We start from the raw sequence: 16,550 nt of genomic DNA on the forward strand, positions 1-16,550 counted from the left end.
TTATTGCCACTATGAAAACACAAGCTCTATATTATAATGGATGAAAAGCAAAAGCTCGTCGGTCAGATTCACAGAGGAGGAGAACTTTATGCAAACATACGAGGTGATTATCGTCGGAGCTGGCTCAATGGGAATGGCGGCCGGGTACTATTTGGCCAAACGCGGGGTCAGCACGCTGATGATTGACGCTTTTGACCCGCCGCACACGATGGGCAGCCACCATGGAGATACCCGCATCATTCGCCACGCTTATGGAGAAGGCAAGCAGTATGTCCCTTTCGCCTTGCGGGCACAGGAGCTTTGGAGAGAGCTTGAGGAAGCTTCCGGGATGAAGCTGTTTTCCCAGACAGGTGTGCTTAGTGCTGGCGCGAAAGACTGCGCTTTTTTACAGGAAGTGCGGGAAAGTGCGGAGCGCTACTCCTTGCCGCTCGAAGTGCTCTCTGCCCGGGAAGTCCGGGAACGGTGGGCCGGGATCAACCTGCCTGACGATTTTTACGCCTGTTTGGAACCTGCTTCCGGATATTTGTACTCGGAAAATTGCATTCGCGCCTACCGCGATCTCGCCGTAGCTTCCGGCGCCGAACTGCTTGTCCACACCAAAGTGACCAGCTTGCAGACGGATCAAGAAGACGTGATCGTGCATACAGACTCGCAGAGCTACCGCGGGAAAAAGTTGCTCGTTTCCGCCGGAGCCTGGAACTCACCCTTGCTGCACTCGCTCGGCTTGTCTGTTCCGCTTGTGCCCACGCGCAAAACCGTGGCCTGGTTCGGAGCGGAAGAAAGCTTGTACAGCTCCGATCGCTTTCCTGCCTTTGTTTTTCAGCTCAGTGATTCTATCTACTACGGCTTCCCCAGCATCGATGGCAGCGGCGTCAAAATTGGCCGCCATGACGGCGGACAAGCTATCGACCCTGACACACTGGAGCGGACGTTCGGCAGCTTTTTGTCTGATGAAGGGGATGTCCGGGGGTTTCTGGAGACGTACATGCCGCAAGCGGCGGGGGCGCTGCGCCAAGGCAGGGTCTGCATCTACACGATGACGCCGGACGAGCATTTTGTCATCGATCGTCATCCAGAGCATCCAGGCATCGTCTTTGCCGCAGGCTTTTCCGGTCACGGATTCAAATTCGCCAGCGCTGTAGGGGAGGCGACGAGCCAGCTGCTCCTCGACGGAACTTCCACGCTCGATCTGTCCATCTTTTCGCTCAGCCGCTTTTCTTCCTGACGATCAACAAAAAGCCTCTCGCCATGTTAGCGGCCGGAGGCTTTTTCGTTCACCATTCCCAAAAGAGCGAACCGATGCGAGCTGTGATCCGACTGCTCATCTCCATGGCTTGCTGTTCGAAGCGAACCTGCGGGCGCTTGTTGTCATACGGGAACAAATAGGCAAAGCCCGGGCGCGTCGCTTGCGGCACCAAATAAGCCGACCTGGTAGCGCCATACCTGCGCTGTTCATTCAAAAACTCGATCATCGATTCCGCGTCGCGGATTCCCGCACCGTGTCCATAGTACATCCCTCGGCCGAGATCAACGGCATTTTCTCCCTGCCACTGCGGCTTATCCGGATTGTGATCGGGATTGGCAAAATACAAAATATCGCCGGGCAAAAAGGTGGTCGTCCTCGTCGTTCGCAAGTCCAAATCCTGGTCATAGCGCCAGTCATAGAGCAGGATGTCTGCAAACATTCGCTCGAAGTCTTCCCGCCGGATCGACTGGAGCACGGCGTGATACAAAATGATGACCATCGCCGTCGCGCACTCTGTCGCGTATTTTCGCCCTTCCTGAAAAATGTTGATAATCCCTTGCGATGGCGGGACGCCCGTCCGCAGCCGGAATCCGCCAAGCTCGGTTCGATCCCAGTAGACGGGATTCGCCCGTGAATTTTCAAACGTGGAAAAGGCAATTCCGCTCTCGTACAGCGCGATGGCTGACCGCACCAAATGATCTCTCATCTTCAGCTCGAACTGAAGCAATTCCGGCGACGGGTAGACAAATTCCTCCCCGCTCGCAGCCATCCGCTGCACGACTTCTCTCTGTACCCGGTTCAATCCCCATTCGTCTGCCAAAACGGCAGGGTTGGCCTGTCTGCCGCTGATGATTAACATGGGCAACCTCCTCTACACACACTGTCCTTCGTATGTGTATGCAGTCGCCCATGTCCATGTGTCAGCCTCTTGCCTGCTCCAGCACTCCTGCCGCTTTGGCCGGGACATGCTTGAGCTTGGAAAACAGGTAGCACCCGACGATGACAATGACGCTGCCCAGAAGCTGGAGCAAGCTCATCGTCTCGCCCAGCAACAGAAAAGCGAGGATCGCGGTGAACACCGGATTAAAGTTGAGGAACATGCCTGCCGAGGTCGCCCCGACTTTTTGCACCCCGACATTCCACATGACCATGCTGACGACTGTCGCCAGTACCCCGACGTAAAACAGCGACAGCCAAAATGTCCAGTCCGTACGCTCGACAGTGAATGTCGTTGCGTTAAAGGGCAGCATCAGCATAACGCCAAATAGCCCCGAATACAGGGTAGACATCATCGGCGAAACGGTTTTCATCGCCCAGCGTCCGCAGACGGAGTAAATCCCCCACATCGCAACGGCAGCGAGCATCCACAAATCGCCTGTGTTGAAATGCAGTTGCGACAAATGGGCAAAGTCGCCTTTGCACAGGACGACGAGCACCCCCGCGAAAGAAATCAGCATGGCGACGATTTGCAACGGACGAATTTTTTCTTTCACCAGCAAAAAGGAAAAAATGGCGATCGAAACCGGATTGAGCGTGGACAAAAGCCCGACGTTGGTCGCATCCGTCCGCTCCAGTGCCCAGAACATGAACAAGTTGAACAGAGCTACACCCGTAACGCCCATCAAAATCAAGGGGATAAGCGACTGACGCGAGGGCAGAATCCGCTTTTCGCGAATCCAGACCACTGGCAGCAAACAGGCTACGGCGATCAGCCAGCGCAAGTTGGTCAAGGTCAAGGATGACGCATGTCCCACCAAAAATTTACCGACGACAAAATTGCCTCCCCAAAGGAAGCTGGTACAAAGTAACAATCCGACGTATAAAGGTCTCATGATTCATGCTGCCTCCTGCCTAGCTGTCTAAACCCGCCCTCTATCATACACCTTTCTCGTCAGATTTGGGGGCATCGATCCATTTTTCCATGAAAATCAGCTCGTCAGCGGTAAAGCCCAGCTGTCTGTAAAAAGCTTGCACACCGCTGTTTTCCGGCTCGATCAACAGGTTGATTTTCTCACAGCCTACGTTCGCCAGCCGCCGTTCCAGCTCTTGCATAAGGCGGCTGCCCAGTGCCTGGCCCTGATAAGCCGGATCGACTGCCAGGTGATTGACCCAGCCGCGCCGCCCGTCGTAGCTGCCCATTACCGCCCCCGCGAGCTGTCCTGCCTCGTTGATGGCTACCAGAAACAGCTCCGGGTCGCGCTCCAGCTTGTGCCGCAATCCCTCCAGCGAATCCGAGCGGGACAGCGCCAGCCCTGCCCGCTGCCAAAGCTCGACGACCTCTTCATACTGCTCCAAGGAAAATGACTGTAGTTTCATAGCGCGTCACCTTTTTGTATTTTTATAAATTTATATTAATATTTATACAATTATACGCGTGAAAAAGGAGCTTGCCAAGAAGCTCCTCACTCTCCATGCCGTTATACCGCGAACCACGACATGATCAAAGGCATCAATGTAAATGCCCACACGACGGTAATCATCGCCCCGGCTATGACGGCCAAAGTAGCGCTGCTGCCTTCCGTGTCGCCGCGTTCGAACGCTTTGACCATCCCCAGCATGTGCGCTCCCATGCCGTACATCAAGCCAATCGAGACGGGATGGCGCAGCTTCATTCTTTTAATGACCCACGGTGCCAGAAACACTCCGGCAAAGCTCGTCAGCATCCCGAACACGGCTGTCATCGCCGGCATGCCGCCAATCGCTTCCGATACACTGAGCGCAATCGGCAACGTAATCGAGCGGGGAATGACGCTGATCGCTGCCGATTGGCCCAATCCGACCAGCATGGCGGTAGACACGCCCGCGAGAATCGCGATCAGCGAGCCAGTCGCCAAGCTCAGCAAGATCATTCTTCTGTGAGCCATCAAAATCGCCCAGTTCCGGTAGAGCGGCACTGCGAAAGCGACTGTCACCACGCCCATCATCTCGCTAATCCAGGAAGTCGCCTGGCTGTACTCGACGTAAGGCACGCCTGCCACGAGCAGAAACACAATCATCGCCGCCGGAGCGAGCACGGCTGGTGAAAACAGCAAGCTCGGCCGCTTTTTGTTCAGCCGCTTCGCTGCGTAAAAGAACAGGATGGTCAGCAGGACGCTACACGTTTTCAACAGGATCAAGCTGCTTCACCTCACCACGTTTGAACAACCGCTCAGCAACAACGCCTGTCGAAACCATCACCAGCGCGCATCCGCTGACGACGACGATCAACACGAGCAATCCTTTTCCTCCGAGCAGCCAAGGATACTGCATCATGCCGACGAGCGAAGGAACGAAAAACAAGATCATTTGCGAAAACAAAAGGGTGGCTCCCGCCTCGACCCACTTCAGACGCACCCAGCCATTATGCAGACAAATGAACAAAAGCAAAAGCCCGATCAAGCTGCCGGGCACAGGAATAGGCAAAAACGAAGCGATTCCTTTTCCCACCCAGGTAAATCCAAACAACAGCAAAACTTGCCCAAAGAGCAAGAACCATTTTTTCATCGAGACCACTCCGGTTCCTTCATGTTGGTACCTTCATTCTAAAGCGTCCCGATTCCATTCGTACAATACATATATATCATGATTTCTATTCCATTTGGTTATGGTGATAAATGCTGCTTCACGAAGTCGATAAAAGCCCGTGTCGCATGGGACAAATAGCTGTCTTTCCGATAGATCAAGGCGTATTGCCAATCAATCACGGGCGAAGCGATGTTCACTGTATGCAGCTGGCTATTGTTCAGGCGTCTCACAATCGAACGGGGCAGCAAGGAAATCCCCAGCTGTGTCGCTACCATTTCCCCGACAAAATCCCACAGGGAACTCATATACGCCACTTTCGGTTCAAAGCCGCTCTTCATGCACGCCTGGCGAACCACATCATGAATGGCGTACTCCTCGGTGAACAAAATAAAGTCCTCGTCTTTCAACTGCGCCAAATTCACCTCATCCATCCCCGCCAGCCAATGCTTTTGATGAGCAATCGCGACGACGTCTTCGGACACTAATGGGACAGCGGCAAATTTCTCCGCATCTGTCGGCAAAACGGTCAGTCCGAGATCGACACTTCCCTGCTCCACCTGAACTTCCAGCAGCTTCGCACTGTACTCCTTCATTTCGATATCGATGCCCGGATATTGTTTTTTGAACAGGGCGATGACATTTGGCAGCAAAAAGGAGCCTACCGTCGGCATCATGCCCATTTTTACCCGCCCACGCTCGACATTGCGAATCTCGGCTATGGACGAGGACATGCCTTCCATCAGTTGAAGCACTTTTGTCGCATAGCCGTACACCAGCTCTCCCGCCTCGGTCAGCTCCATTTTCCGCTCCGAGCGATCCAGCAAAACGACGCCAAGCTCCTCCTCCAGCGCCTTCATCATCTTGCTGATAGATGGCTGAGAGACGTGAAGGGCATTGGCTGCTTTTGTAAAATTTCTTTGTTTGGCTACTTCCACAAAGTATTGCAGTTGTCGAATATCCATCCGCTGCCTCCACGCGATCCGTTCGTTCGATCCTTGTTTATGTACAGCTTACCACAGGTGGCGAATCCATGAAAAAAACCAGGACGCGCTTGGCGCCCTGGCTGCTTTGCCTGCTTTATTTTACAGTGACCTGAACCGTCAGCATCTTGCCGCCGTATGTAGCGACAATCGTCGTGCGGCCTGCTGCAAGAGCTGTAAGCTTGCCTCCTGCCACAGTTACCACGCGCTTGTCTGCGCTCATCCATTCCGCTTCAGCCGTCACATTGGCCTTCGTCTTGTCCGAGTAGATGGCAGCCACTTGCACATCCTTGGATTCGTTGACTTTCAGTTGAAGCTGCTTTGCGCTTAGCTCCAGTCGGGAGATAACCGCAGCCTCGACCGGAATCGCGATAGTCTTCCCGCCGTAAGTAGCGGTAATTTTGGCTTTGCCTGATCCGGTAACAGTGACCACGCCGTTTTCGACCGTTGCTACCTTCACGTTGTCAGACGCCCACTTCGCTTTGCTTGTGACGTCTGTCTTTTCTTTGTTGCTCATTACAGCCGTGAGTTTGACCGCCTGCGAGAAGCCAGGGCGTGTATACAGCTTTTTCTGATCGGCTTCCAGCGTGGAAACGATGTCTACCTCTACCGGAATGACCACGTTTTTGCCGCCGTATACTACTTTGATTTTCGTTTTGCCGGAGGAGATAGCCGTCACCAGTCCGTTGGCCACTGTCGCGATCTGTGGATCGGCGCTCGTCCATTCTGCCCCTGTCGTTATATTCGCTGTCGACTTGTCCGAATACGTAGCGGTTGCCGCGATTTGCTTGGCAGCTCCCGATTTTAACACAAGCTTTTTCTGGTCGGCAACGAGCTTCGTGATCACTTCTACTTCTGTCGTCACAGTTACGAATTTGCCGCCGTAGCTGGCTTTTACTTTTGCCGTTCCGCTGCCTGTCGCTCGCAAAAGTCCCGCTTCTACCGCCACGATGCTGCTATTGGACGTGGACCACTCCGCTTTGTGCGTCACATCTTCCGTCGTCTTGTCCGCATACTGCGCGATCACGCTCAACTGCTGTATACCGTCTTTTTTCAACCGGACCGTCTTGTCCTTGATCGTCAGCTTCGACAGTTTCTTGGTCTGATTGGCTGTTGTCTCTGCTTTTGCCATCTCAGTTACAGGACTGATGCCGGAAAGAATCGTTCCGACTGTCAGGGCAAACGTCAGCAAAACCTTTTGCCAGCCGCGCATGTACGTGCTTTTCTTCGCCACGGTTTTCTCTCCTTCTTCTCTATATCTATTTTCCACTATTTACTATATCGGCATATTAGAGAGGGTTGATAAATGTTTTTTGGCCAATGTTGCTCTAGTCTTCGCCCCACGTTCCTGCGAGTGGCGCAAAGTGCTGCATCGCCAGAGCACCTGCTCCCATGACGATCGCCGTTCCTCTCAGTTCGGATGGAATCACCCGGAATTTCCCGCGAAATGGCTCCCAGATGACTTGGTCGCTATGCTCCTCGACCAGCTCGACAATCTCGCGGTAATTTTCCACCAGGTCGCCGCTGAGAATGACCGTATCGGGATTGTACATGCAGACGATATTGTTGATCGTGATCCCGATGTACAGCGCTGTGCGGGAAACGATCTCCTTCGCCCAGCGCTCCCCGTCTCTCGCAGCGGCAAATACCTCACGGACGTCTGCCACTTCCTTGACCCGCCGCGCTTCGAGAATCAGCGCGTTTTCATCGATATACGTTTGCAGGCAGCCTCGCTTGCCGCACTCGCACAAGTTGCCGTTCGGATCGAGCGTTGTATGTCCCAGTTCGCCCGCACTGTTCGAGCCGCCGCGAAACACTTCGCCGTTGATGATCAAAGAAGAGCCGATGCCTGTCCCGATGCCGATCAGGGCTGTCTTGTTCGAGCCTTTTGCCGATCCGTACAAATATTCGGCGAGGATTTTGACCTTCAAGTCATTGTCAATTACCGTCTTGATGCCCAGCTCTTTTTCGATCAAGCCAGCAAAAGCTACGTCCTTCCAGCCCAACGTAGAGGAAAGCTCGACGACTCCCCGCTCGTAGTTGATCACGCCAGGCACGCCGATGCCTACTCCGATTACTTTTTCCGCTGGTACGCCCCGCTGCTCAATCATCCCGCGAATTTCCTGGCAAATCAGGGCTGCCGTCTCTTCGGGCGTCCCTGCCAACGCCTTGTGTTCTACGCGGTGATGGGCGATGATCGTCTCGCTGAAGTCCATCATGCCGAAGCTGATCCGCTTTTTCTCGATGTCGACCCCAATCGTATAGATCGCGCCTGGCTCAATGTCGAGCATGATCGCCTTCCTGCCGACGCCGGACGATGTCAGCTCCGTCTCCCGAATTACGCCCTCCTCGCACAGCTCGCTGACAAAACGGCCGATCGAGGTCGCGCTCATTCTCGTAATTTTCGTGATCTCGGCCCGGGAGATCGGCCGCTGCTTTTTGATAATATCGAGAATCATCAGCTTGTTGTGCTGCTTGATAACATCCTGGTCCTGTTTCACGATTTTTTTCATCACAGAAACTCCCACCTTGCTTGTATATGAGATGCCGCTGGCTTTTCCTTGATTATTACCCTCACACTACCTGTCAGTCACTACTACGTCAACTGATAAAAAACCACCCGATTTCTCGGATGGTTGTGCGTGTGTCACTTGTTGTTCAGGTCGTACGGCGTCTCCTGATAGACGTAATAGTTCAGCCAGTTGGAGAACATCAGATTGGCATGGGCACGCCAGGTGACGATCGGCTCCTGACTCGGATCATCTCCGGGATAGTAATTGCGCGGAACAGTGATGTCCAGCCCCTTGTTCACATCCCGCTGGTACTCGTCCTGCAACGTGGTAGGATCGTACTCGGAATGACCCGTCACGAAAATTTGTTTGCCGTCCTTCGTCGCGACAGCATACACTCCCGCTTCCCTGGACTCGGACAAAATCTCCAGCTCGGCCACCTTCTCGATGTCCTCCCGGCGGTTTTCCGTATGACGCGAATGAGGAATGTAAAAGTAATTGTCAAAGCCGCGGAACAGCTTCACATTTTTCTTGTTCAATGTATGAGGGAAAATCCCGAACATTTTTTCCGGCAAAGGATGCTTCGGTACGCCAAAGTGGTGATAAAGTCCAGCCTGCGCTCCCCAACAAATATGCAAGGTCGAAGTCACGTTCGTCAGCTTCCAGTCGAGGATGGTCTTCATTTCCTCCCAATACGTCACTTCCGTAAAGTCGAGCTGCTCGACAGGCGCGCCTGTAATCACCATGCCGTCAAAGTATTGGTCCTTGATCTCCTCAAACGTTTTATAAAACATCGACAGATGCTCTTCCGATGTGTTTTTGGATGTATGGCTGGACATGTGCAGCAGAACGATTTCCACCTGTAGGGGAGTATTCCCCAGGAGGCGAAGCAACTGTGTTTCCGTTGTTTCCTTCACGGGCATCAGGTTCAGGATGACGATTCGCAGCGGCCGAATGTCTTGTGTAAACGCACGGCTCTCCTTCATCACAAAAATATTTTCGCGGGCCAGCACTTCCACCGCTGGAAGCTCGTCGGGCAGTTTGATTGGCATAAAGATCCCCCTTTCCATTCTTTGCAAAACAGGTAGAAAAACAATAATCCGACTAATTCGCCAAAAATACTTGGCTTCCTGCTTGAACCAGAAGCGACATGGAAAAATCGCGCGTGGGAAACACAGGAAAGCGGCACATGTAACGAGCTTATATATGTTTTAATATTGTGCAACTTTTTCGTCAAATCATTATACCTTTATTCCAGGAAAAATAGCAGGTCTTTTTCTGCAACGGGATGGAACGAAAAAACCTCCCGCCAAAAAACATGCGAGAGGCTGCTTCGGTTCCGTATGCCCACTTGTCAAATCCAGCCGCGTGCCTCCATCGCTTCCGTAATGCGCAAAAGCGAGATCATGTACGCTCCTGTGCGCAGGTCGACTTTGTACTGGTCCGCCAGCTCCGCCACCGCGCGATAAGCGTTGACCATGGCCGTTTGCAGCTTGTCGTTCACTTCCTGCTCGGACCAGTAGTAATTCATCAAGTTTTGCACCCACTCGAAGTAGGAAACCGTCACACCGCCTGCATTCGCCAAAATATCGGGAATGACCACGACTCCTTTTTCGCGCAAAATCGCATCGGCATCAGGGGTCGTTGGGCCGTTGGCCGCTTCTGCAATCCACTTGGCCCGAATCTGACTCGCATTTGCCGCTGTAATCACATTTTCCAGGGCGGCAGGAATCAAAATGTCCACTTCCAGCTCCAACAGCTGTTCATTGCTGATCACGGTAGCGCCCGGATAATCCAAAATCGTGGACGCATCTTTGCATTGTCCGACTTTCGGGATGTCCAGTCCTTTTTCGCGGTAGATGCCGCCGCGCGAATCGCTCACGGCGACGATTCGGAAGCCAAGCTCAGTCAACAGCCTTGCCGCGATCCTGCCTGCGTTTCCGTACCCTTGAATGGCTACGGTCGTCTCCTGCGGCTTGCGGCCAGAGTCTTTCAACGCCTCCAAAATCGTGAAGACGCAACCGCGGGCCGTCGCTTCGTTTCTGCCTTTTGACCCGCCCACTGCAAGCGGCTTGCCCGTAATGACGCCTGGCGAATAAGCGCCCTTCAATCGGCTGTATGTATCCATCATCCAGCCCATGATTTGCGGTGTCGTATACACATCCGGCGCAGGGATATCTGTATCCGGTCCGACGATGTCTGCGATTGCTTCCATGAAACCGCGGCTCACTCTCTCCAGCTCGCCTCGGCTCAGTTCGTGCGGATCGCAGATAACGCCGCCTTTTCCGCCTCCATAGGGCAGACCGACCACTCCACATTTGAACGACATCCACATGGAGAGCGCTTTTACTTCATCCATCGTGACGTCAGGATGAAAACGGATGCCCCCTTTGGTTGGCCCCACCGCATCGTTGTGCTGGGAACGGTACCCTTCAAAAACGCGGACGCTGCCATCGTCCATTTTGACGGGAAAATGGACGGCAAGCACTCGCTTGGGTCTTTTCAAGATTTCGACGGCTTCGCGCGGCAAACGAAGCAACGCCGCGGCTGCATCGATTTGCTTCTGAACAATCTCGTATGGATTCAGACTCTCTTTTTCTACTGTCTTTTGCATGCTTGATCCTCCCCACCTATCGTGCATCACCCTGGCACAGAGCTAAAGGATGAATGGAGTCATTATATACGAAAGGACCAAATTCAGACAATTTATTTTTTGTGTTTTCACATTATTGTGTTATTTTCGTCAAAAATAAAAAAAGCCCGATGCATGTTTTGCTGCACCGGGCGGCTGCTCCTATTTTTTCAAATACGCTTTCATCAACCTCGTTTTTGTTTCCCACATGTCTTCGCTAATATGCAAACGGTAATGCTCCGGGTTGAGCATCCGCAAATATTCCGGCCAGAACAGCTTGAGCTGTTCGCGATGGTACTCGCGGATTTCTGCAAGCGTCGGCAGTTGATACACCAGCTCCCCGGCGACAAACACCGGGATGAGCAAAGCTTCTGCCCGGTAACGGGTCAATTGCTTGTTCAAATACGGATGGCTTGGATTCAGCAACTGGACAGGTGCGCCTTGCGCAATCGTCGTTTCCTCCGGGAAGCACACGTAATCGGCAATCGCCTTGCCCGTGTCGGGATCGATCAGTCTGTACATATCCTTGATGCCAGGGGTCGTCACTTTCTCCGGATTGCCGGAAATCTTGATCGTCGGCTGGAACACGCCATTGGCGTCCTCGCGCGCCACCAGCTTGTACACACCGCCGAGCGTCGGCTGATCTGCCGCCGTGATCAGCTGTGTACCTACGCCCCAACTGTCGACTTTGGCCCCTTGCACTTTCAGGTTCATGATCGTATGTTCATCCAGATCGTTGGAGGCGACGATTTTCACATCGGTCAGCCCGGCTTTGTCCAGCATTTCCCGCGTCTTGGTGGACAGGTAAGCGAGGTCTCCGCTGTCCAGACGCACGGCTGTCAGCTTTTTGCCTTCCTGCGCCAGCTTTTTCCCGACCGATATCGCGTGCGGGACGCCGCTTTTCAGCGTATCGTATGTATCCACCAACAGCGTCACCTGGTTCGGCAGAGCGTCGGCAAAGCGCTGGAATGCTTCTTCTTCATCCTCGAAGCTTTGCACCCAGGAGTGAGCGTGTGTTCCTTTTGTCGGGATGCCGAACATTTTTCCCGCAAGCATATTGGAGGTAGCGTCAAATCCGGCCAAATACGCCGCTCTCGTTCCCCACAGGGCAGCGTCTGCTTCCTGTGCCCGTCTCGTACCAAATTCCATCAGCACGTCGTCGCCCGCCACGTTTTTGATCCGGGAAGCTTTCGTCGCGATCAGTGTCTGGTAGTTCATGTAGTTCAACAGGGCGGTTTCAACCAATTGCGCCTCCATGACGCGTCCTTCCACGCGGATCAGCGGCTCGTTCGGGAAAACCATCGTCCCTTCTTTGACGGAGTACAGCGAGCCTTGGAAACGCAAATTGCGCAATTCCTCCAAAAAGGCCGGGTTGTAGTTTTCTTCCTGTTCACGCAAATAGTCCAGGTCGCTTTCTTCAAAGCGCAAGTTTTTTATATAGTGTACGATTCGCTCCAGACCAGCGGAAACAGCGTAGCCATTTCCAAAAGGCAGCTTGCGGAAAAAAGCTTCAAAGACCACCTTCTGATTGTGCGTTCCGTTTACCCAGTGCGCGTACATCATGTTGATCTGATATTTATCTGTGTGCAATGCCACACCAAATGATTGCATATCGCGTAAGCCTCCTGTCAATTCCTTTCCATCATCATACCAGAACCTTCCCATGGTGCCCATCTGCCTTGGAGCCTAGAAAAAATATGATATAGTATGGAATAATGAAAAGAACCAAACGTGCGACCGGGAGTGGAAAAGAGCATGTCAGACCAAAAAATCGTTTCATTGTGTAAAGGGCTACCGAAAAATTTGAGCTACAACGGCAAGGACTTTCTCTCCGGAATCGGGAAAGACGAAGCCAGCGAGCTGGTTGTCCGCTTTGCAAAAATCGACGAAGACGACGTAGCAAATCACGCCTATCACGGCGGGCCTGATCGCGTCGTGTGCGCGTATCCTTTTGAACATTATGCCCATTGGGAAAAGAAATTCGGCCAACGCTTGACGCAATCGGCCTTCGGCGAGAATTTGACTATGTCCAACATGACAGAAGAACAGGTGTGCATCGGAGATATTTATCAAATCGGAGACACCATCCTGCAAGTGTCGCAGGGCAGATACCCTTGTGCCACCATCAACAAGCGCAACAACAACAATCTTTTGCTCAAGGCAGTCGTGGAGACGGGCTACACGGGCTACTTCTTCCGCGTTTTGCAGGAAGGCACGATCAAACCGGACTCAGCCATTACTCTGTTGACTCCCCATCCCAAGCAAGTGACTGTCGCCTCCATTCATCATTTGTACTTCCACAACCAGTCGCTCTCGGAAGAAACGATTTCTACCATGCTAGAAATCGAGGAGCTGTCTTTGCCGTGGAAAAAGAAGCTCATAGAAAAACAACAGCAATTAGCGAAAGGAACTGTCCATGCGAATTAACAAGTTCATCAGTGAAACGGGCATCTGTTCGCGGCGGGAGGCCGACAAGCTGATCGATGCCAAACGAGTGACAATCAACGGCCTCGTTGCCGAGCTGGGGAGCACCGTCTCGCCTGGCGATGATGTGCGCATCGATGGCAACCCGCTCGGCGCGAAGAAAAAGCACGTCTACATCGCCCTGAACAAGCCTGTCGGCATCACGTGCACTACAGAGCTGCACGTCAAAGGAAACATCGTCGATTTCGTCAACCACCCGGAGCGCATTTTTCCCATTGGCAGACTGGACAAAGACTCGCAGGGACTCATCCTGCTTACCAATGACGGCGACATCGTCAACAAAATTTTGCGTGCGGAAAACAACCACGAAAAAGAATACATCGTCACTGTCGACAAGCCTGTGACCGCCACATTTTTGCAAGGAATGGCAAACGGCGTGCGCATACTCGGCACGGTAACCAAGCCTTGCAAAGTCACCAAAGTAAACGAGCGCGTCTTCAATATCGTTCTCACCCAAGGCTTGAATCGACAAATCAGGCGCATGTGCCAGGCATTCGGCTATCAGGTGCGGCAGCTGCAACGCGTCCGCATCATGAACATCAGACTGGGCAATTTGAAGATCGGGCAATGGCGCAACTTGACCAGCGAAGAGCTGAAGGAACTGAACAAAAATCTTTCCTGATTGCTGTTTGCCGAACGGCGAAAAAAACCAAAAACAGACTCCGTTGCAGGGGTCTGTTTTTTTCACGCTCTATTCCTCAGCCTGCGCCGTCAGAGAACGAACCTCGCTGACAAACCGCCTGATCCCCTCGCGCAGCTGCTGTTCATTCAGATAGGAAAAGCTGAGGCGAATCCACGAGGCAAGCTCCCTTTGCGGATCGCAAATGATGCCGGGCACAAACGTAATCGATTGCTCGATGCATTGGCCGAGCAGCTTTTCCATCGGCGTGGAATCCGGCAGCCTGATCCACAAGTTGAAGCCGCCTGTCGGACTGCTCCATTCCCAGTCTGTTGCGGCCAACTCCTCCTCCATAATGTCTTTGCGCACAGCCAATGCCGTGCGCAGCTTCAGCAAATGCTGCTGCATCCGCTCCGAGAAGAAATAGTGCAAAAATATTTTTTGGTTCAAGAGCGGCGTCCCGCTGTCCGACAACGCTTTGGCGCTGAGCAGATACGCCATCAGCGAAGGACGGCAGGCGATCGTCCCGATGCCGAGTCCAGGAGCGACATATTTGCTAAAGCTGCGCAAATAGATGACATACCCGGCCGTGTCGTAGGCAAACATCGGCAAAGGCGGCTCTTTCCCAAAGTAAAGATCGCGGCACGGGTCATCCTCGATCAAGAGACACTGATACATCTCCGCCAGCTCTACCAGCCGCTTGCGCTGTGCAAGTGGAACCGTAAACCCCGTAGGATTGTGGAAAGTCGGATTGAGATAGAACAGACGCGGCTTGTGCGTCCGCATCAGTTGTTCGACCTGCTCCAGATCGTAGCCGTGCTGAGTGATCTCCACCGCCAGAATGTTCGCTCCCTGGCGCAAAAAGACGTCGATGGCCGGACTGTACGTGGGCCGCTCCAGCAAAACTACGTCTCTTGGCTTGACCAGCACACGCGCAATCAAATCAATCGCTTCCTGCGACCCGGACGTGACCATCAGCTCTTGCGGGGTCAAGTAAAAGCGAAACCGTTCCGTGTAATAGCGGCACAAAGCCTCCCGCAGTTCCTCGTCTCCTTGGGTAGTGGAATACGTGCCGAGCACTTTCGGATACAGGTCGAACACTTTTTTCACGTATTCCGAGAAGTACAGATTGGGCAGGAGATTCGGGTCAATCAGCGCTTTGGAAAACTGATAGGTCGCCTGGACCTGGTGAATTTCCGAAAGGTGGCTCTTCTGCACATAAGCAGACACAATCGGGTCATGCAGCGAGGCCGTCGCCAGCATGCCGCCCGGCTGAACGAAATAGCCGGATTTATCTTTGACGTAGACATAGCCTTTTTGCTTGAGCAGCTGATACGCCTTGAAAACCGTCAGGCGGTGCACATCCAGCTTCAGAGCCAGTGCCCGCACAGAAGGGAGCTTTTCGTGTTCCTTCCAGTCTTTGCGTCTGATTCCGTCCAGCACGTAATCGTACACTTGTTCAAACAGCTTGTCGGCGTGCACGCTTGACAAACCTTCTCTTTTCATCCCGACCAGCCCCCTCCCCTGCAATTGTAACGTCACTTTTCTTCAACTGTTCTATTCGATTTCATCTGTTCTATTCCTCTCCCTTTATGATGGGGAAAAGGAGGAATCACCATATGGTACTCGTCAATTATATCGTGATGTGCTTGATCTTCGGGACGACATTTTTAGCCATCAAAGTAGGGGTAGATGCCGGAGCGCCACCCTTTTTCTCGGCAGGCATCCGCTTTTTTCTCGCGGGACTGATCTTGTTTGCCTTCATGGTCTGGAAAAAGCAGGCCCGCGTCTCCCTTTTGTTGCGAAAAGAAATGCTGCTCACGGGATTGTGCCTGACCTTCGGCACGTTTGCCACCTTATACTGGGCAGAACAGCATATAAGCTCTGGCATCGCGGCAGTCTTATCCGCTACCGCCCCATTGCTGGTCATGCTTTTGCAAACCCGGCTTTCGCGTCAAAAGCTGTCCGCCATCTCCTGGGCTGGCTGTCTGGCAGGCTTGGCAGGGGTCACGCTGCTGCTGTTGCCCGGTCTGACTTTTTCTTTCAGCGTGCTCTGGATCGCGGGCTGCGTCGCCGTCCTGGTTGGACAGCTGTTTTATTCCGCAGGTGCGGTCTACTCCCGGCGCGTCTCCCAACAGTTCAAGGACGTCTCGCCCATTACGTTAAATGCCGCCCAGATGATGTACGGAGGTGTTCTGCTGCTTGTGATCTCTGCTTTTACCGAGCAAGTGCACACAGAGTTTCTGTTTTCGTCCCAGGCTGTGTTCTCGCTGCTTTACCTGATCTTCGTCGGCTCGATGATGGGACATTCGATCTTTTACTGGCTCGTGGCAAAAACCAATCCGCTCTTCCCATCCACTTGGCTGTATATATCGCCGCTGATTGCACTGACGCTTGGTGCCGTTCTTTACCAGGAGCCGCTTCACCTGTCTTCCCTGGCTGGAGGCTTGGCGATCATCGCCGGAATCGTCATGATTAATTTGAACGCGCTAAAGCAGCTTGTCAGCAAAAAAGCGCCGCTGGAACACGCAGAAAGCCCAACAAAGTAGCTTCACGGCCTTTGTTGGGCTTTTTT

Annotated in this window: 16 protein-coding genes; 4 read left to right on the forward strand and 12 right to left on the reverse strand. The window is 53.1% G+C overall.

What is annotated here, in order from left to right:
- Positions 1 to 88: 88 nt before the first annotated feature.
- Positions 89 to 1,225 carry an N-methyl-L-tryptophan oxidase gene (solA, locus tag DEP07_RS20305; RefSeq protein WP_122966259.1) on the forward strand — a complete coding sequence of 379 codons (1,137 nt, stop codon included), beginning with the start codon at positions 89 to 91 and terminating at the stop codon, positions 1,223 to 1,225.
- Between the two features lie 49 nt (positions 1,226 to 1,274).
- Here the strand turns inward: solA and DEP07_RS20310 are convergent, their stop codons facing one another.
- From DEP07_RS20310 to DEP07_RS20360, 11 genes are all read right to left on the reverse strand, one after another.
- Entirely contained in the window at positions 1,275 to 2,105 is an 831-nt protein-coding gene (locus tag DEP07_RS20310; protein WP_122966260.1) for a protein-glutamine gamma-glutamyltransferase, read from the reverse strand.
- Positions 2,106 to 2,166: 61 nt separating this feature from the next.
- Positions 2,167 to 3,078, reverse strand: coding sequence for a DMT family transporter (locus tag DEP07_RS20315; RefSeq protein ID WP_173597127.1), 912 nt, complete (start codon positions 3,076 to 3,078; stop codon positions 2,167 to 2,169).
- Between the two features lie 43 nt (positions 3,079 to 3,121).
- Positions 3,122 to 3,562 carry a GNAT family acetyltransferase gene (locus DEP07_RS20320; RefSeq protein ID WP_122966262.1) on the reverse strand — a complete coding sequence of 147 codons (441 nt, stop codon included), beginning with the start codon at positions 3,560 to 3,562 and terminating at the stop codon, positions 3,122 to 3,124.
- A 101-nt stretch (positions 3,563 to 3,663) separates the two neighbouring features.
- Positions 3,664 to 4,362 carry an LrgB family protein gene (locus tag DEP07_RS20325; protein WP_173597129.1) on the reverse strand — a complete coding sequence of 233 codons (699 nt, stop codon included), beginning with the start codon at positions 4,360 to 4,362 and terminating at the stop codon, positions 3,664 to 3,666.
- Positions 4,340 to 4,729, reverse strand: coding sequence for a CidA/LrgA family protein (locus DEP07_RS20330; RefSeq protein WP_122966264.1), 390 nt, complete (start codon positions 4,727 to 4,729; stop codon positions 4,340 to 4,342). Before DEP07_RS20330 ends, DEP07_RS20325 begins: the two co-directional genes overlap by 23 nt.
- A gap of 98 nt (positions 4,730 to 4,827) precedes the next feature.
- A complete protein-coding gene (locus tag DEP07_RS20335) occupies positions 4,828 to 5,712 on the reverse strand; it encodes a LysR family transcriptional regulator (RefSeq protein ID WP_122966265.1) in 885 nt (294 codons plus the stop codon).
- 115 nt (positions 5,713 to 5,827) lie between these two features.
- A complete protein-coding gene (locus DEP07_RS20340) occupies positions 5,828 to 6,964 on the reverse strand; it encodes an Ig-like domain-containing protein (protein WP_233454079.1) in 1,137 nt (378 codons plus the stop codon).
- Between the two features lie 94 nt (positions 6,965 to 7,058).
- Positions 7,059 to 8,243 (reverse strand): ROK family transcriptional regulator, encoded by a 1,185-nt coding sequence (locus DEP07_RS20345; protein ID WP_287102936.1) that lies wholly within the window; start codon positions 8,241 to 8,243, stop codon positions 7,059 to 7,061.
- Between the two features lie 134 nt (positions 8,244 to 8,377).
- A complete protein-coding gene (gene metA / locus DEP07_RS20350) occupies positions 8,378 to 9,292 on the reverse strand; it encodes a homoserine O-acetyltransferase MetA (RefSeq protein ID WP_063230562.1) in 915 nt (304 codons plus the stop codon).
- A gap of 302 nt (positions 9,293 to 9,594) precedes the next feature.
- A complete protein-coding gene (locus tag DEP07_RS20355) occupies positions 9,595 to 10,854 on the reverse strand; it encodes a Glu/Leu/Phe/Val family dehydrogenase (RefSeq protein ID WP_173597130.1) in 1,260 nt (419 codons plus the stop codon).
- A gap of 180 nt (positions 10,855 to 11,034) precedes the next feature.
- Positions 11,035 to 12,483: a nicotinate phosphoribosyltransferase gene (locus DEP07_RS20360; RefSeq protein ID WP_122966268.1), complete on the reverse strand. Its 1,449-nt coding sequence runs from the start codon at positions 12,481 to 12,483 to the stop codon at positions 11,035 to 11,037.
- A 144-nt stretch (positions 12,484 to 12,627) separates the two neighbouring features.
- On the opposite strand from DEP07_RS20360, the gene DEP07_RS20365 reads away from it, so the two are divergent.
- Together DEP07_RS20365 and rluF are read left to right on the forward strand one after the other, a co-directional pair.
- A complete protein-coding gene (locus DEP07_RS20365; RefSeq protein ID WP_122966269.1) occupies positions 12,628 to 13,299 on the forward strand; it encodes an MOSC domain-containing protein in 672 nt (223 codons plus the stop codon).
- Positions 13,289 to 13,978, forward strand: a complete 690-nt coding sequence (gene rluF / locus DEP07_RS20370) for a 23S rRNA pseudouridine(2604) synthase RluF (protein WP_122966270.1) — start codon at positions 13,289 to 13,291, stop codon at positions 13,976 to 13,978. Before DEP07_RS20365 ends, rluF begins: the two co-directional genes overlap by 11 nt.
- A 69-nt stretch (positions 13,979 to 14,047) precedes the next feature.
- On the opposite strand, the gene DEP07_RS20375 is transcribed toward rluF, so the two are convergent.
- The gene (locus DEP07_RS20375; protein ID WP_281869591.1) at positions 14,048 to 15,481 is read right to left on the reverse strand and encodes an aminotransferase-like domain-containing protein; all 1,434 of its coding nucleotides are present in this window, start codon (positions 15,479 to 15,481) and stop codon (positions 14,048 to 14,050) included.
- A gap of 113 nt (positions 15,482 to 15,594) precedes the next feature.
- Between DEP07_RS20375 and DEP07_RS20380 the strand changes: the two genes are divergently transcribed.
- Positions 15,595 to 16,524, forward strand: a complete 930-nt coding sequence (locus tag DEP07_RS20380) for a DMT family transporter (protein ID WP_122966272.1) — start codon at positions 15,595 to 15,597, stop codon at positions 16,522 to 16,524.
- The last annotated feature ends 26 nt before the right edge of the window (positions 16,525 to 16,550 follow it).

The sequence above is a fragment of the Brevibacillus sp. genome (assembly GCF_003521185.1).
Taxonomy (GTDB): Bacteria; Bacillota; Bacilli; order Brevibacillales; family Brevibacillaceae; genus Brevibacillus; species Brevibacillus parabrevis.